This window comes from Pseudorhodobacter sp., assembly GCF_030452865.1.
Classification (GTDB): Bacteria; Pseudomonadota; Alphaproteobacteria; order Rhodobacterales; family Rhodobacteraceae; genus Pseudorhodobacter.
The window spans coordinates 1-2,090 of the sequence record NZ_JAKDLJ010000520.1; the positions used below are offsets into that span (position 1 = coordinate 1).

Consider the following 2,090-nt stretch of genomic DNA (forward strand, 5'->3'; position numbering starts at 1 on the left):
CCACCGGGGATGAGGGGATGGACCTGAAGCCGATGGGAACCGGGCCTTACAAGCTCGATCAATGGATCAAAGAAGAAAAACTGGTCCTGACCGCCAATGACGATTACTGGGCTGGCGCGCCAAAGATCAAGACCGTGACTTTCCGCCCGATCACCAACCCCGCCACCCGCACCGCCGCTCTGTTGACCGGCGAAGTGGATGTGATTCAGGATTTGGCGGTGCGCGATGTGGACCGGGTGAAGCAGGACGACAAGTTCACCGTGCTGACCCGCCCTTCCCTGTTGAACGTCGTGTTGGCGATGGATATGCGCGAGAAATCGCCCACCATCGACGGCCCGAACCCGATGACCGATCAGCGCGTGCGCGAAGCGATTGCGCGGGCGATTGACGTTGACGCCATCGACAAGGTTGTGATGAACGGGCTTGCCACCCGCTCCGAACAATATGTGCCGTCGTCACACCTGGGCTATGTCAAAGGTATGGATTTCCACGAGATTTATGCGGTCGATATCGACAAGGCCAAGGCATTGATGGCCGATGCGGGCTATCCCGACGGGTTCACCATGACGCTGGATGCCACCAACAACCGCTACGTCAATGACGCACAAATCGCGCAGGCCATTGCCGCGATGTTGGCAAAAATCAACATCACGCTGAAGCTGAACATCATGCCGAAGTCGAATTTCTGGGGCTACATCCGGGTGCCTACCGAAAAATCCAGCTTCATCATGAGCGGTTGGGACGTGCCTTCGGGCGATGCAGGGTCGATGTATGGCGCATTGTTTTACACCCGCGACAAGAAGGAAGGCTATGGTCAGGTCAATCGCGGCTCCTATTCCAACCCGGAGATGGATGCCTTGGTCGACAAGGCGGATTCGACGCCGGATGTGAAGCAGCGCGATGCCTATCTGCAAGATGCGACCAAGATCCTGATTGCCGATATCCCGATGATCCCCTTGCATTATGAGCAGGACTATATGCCACCCGCAAAGGCATCGTGATGGAACCCCGCGTCGACAAGTTCATCTGGGCCTATGACATGGACGTTGAATAAGCGTCTCTGAAACAAGCCCGGCGGGTCACCCCTGCCGGGCTTTCCCTTCCTCGAAAGTGGCCGCGACCGATGACAGGCTATTTGCTCAAACGTCTGATACAAATGACTCTCGTGCTATGGGTAGTGTCGCTGATCGTTTTCGCGATCATGAGCTTTACCGGCGATCCGGTATTCATGGTTGTCCCCATCGACGCGACCAATGCCGAGATTGCACAGGCCCGCCGGCTGCTTGGCCTCGATCATTCACTGCCGGTGCAATACTGGAAATTCCTGAGCAGCATCGCGCACGGCGATTTCGGCCGCTCCTACGTATTTCGCCAACCGGCGATGACGCTGATCCTTGAACGCCTGCCCGCCACGACGGAAATGGTACTGGTGGCGATGGTTCTGGCGGTGGTCGTCGCGATTCCCCTTGGCGTATATGCCGGGGCAAACCCACATGGCCGCATCAGCCGGACCATCATGGCAGGCTCCCTTCTGGGGATATCCCTGCCCGGATTCTGGGTCGGCATGGTGCTGATCTATCTGTTCGCGGTGCATTGGGGCATTTTTCCTTCCTCCGGTCGCGGCGACACGCGAATGCTGTTCGGCATCCGGCTCAGCCTGCTGACATGGGATGGGTGGCACCACATCATCCTGCCCGCGGTTACGTTGTCGCTGGCGACAATGGCGATTTTGCTGCGGATGACGCGGGCGGGGATGATGGAGGTGGGGCGACAGGACTTCATGAAATTCGCGCGGGCCAAAGGGGCGACGCGCCGCGATGTGCTCTATAAGCACGGGCTGAAAAACGCGCTGATCCCGGTCGTGACGATCTTCGGGTTGCAGCTTGGCGATCTGATCGCCTTTGCCACCATTACCGAGACGATCTTTTCTTGGCCCGGCATGGGCAAGCTGCTGATCGACAGCATCTACCGCGCCGACCGCCCCGTGATCGTCGTCTATCTGATGATCGTGGCGCTGATCTTCGTCGTGATCAATTTCGTGGTGGATATCATCTACACCCTGATCGACCCGAGGATCTCCGTGAAATGAC

Annotated in this window: 2 protein-coding genes; both read left to right on the top strand. The window is 57.9% G+C overall.

The window, feature by feature from the left end; all coding sequences use genetic code 11:
- Positions 1-1,001, top strand: a 1,001-nt coding sequence (locus L0H65_RS18910; RefSeq protein WP_301460745.1) for an ABC transporter substrate-binding protein, incomplete at its 5' end; no start/stop codon positions are given.
- A 122-nt stretch (positions 1,002-1,123) separates the two neighbouring features.
- The gene (locus L0H65_RS18915) at positions 1,124-2,089 is read left to right on the top strand and encodes an ABC transporter permease (protein WP_301460746.1); all 966 of its coding nucleotides are present in this window, start codon (positions 1,124-1,126) and stop codon (positions 2,087-2,089) included.
- Position 2,090: the final 1 nt, after the last annotated feature.

Bases quoted from the DNA above. Each gene is read 5' to 3' on its own strand.
- L0H65_RS18915 (WP_301460746.1), top strand. From the start codon at position 1,124: ATGACAGGCTATTTGCTCAAACGTCTGATACAAATGACTCTCGTGCTA.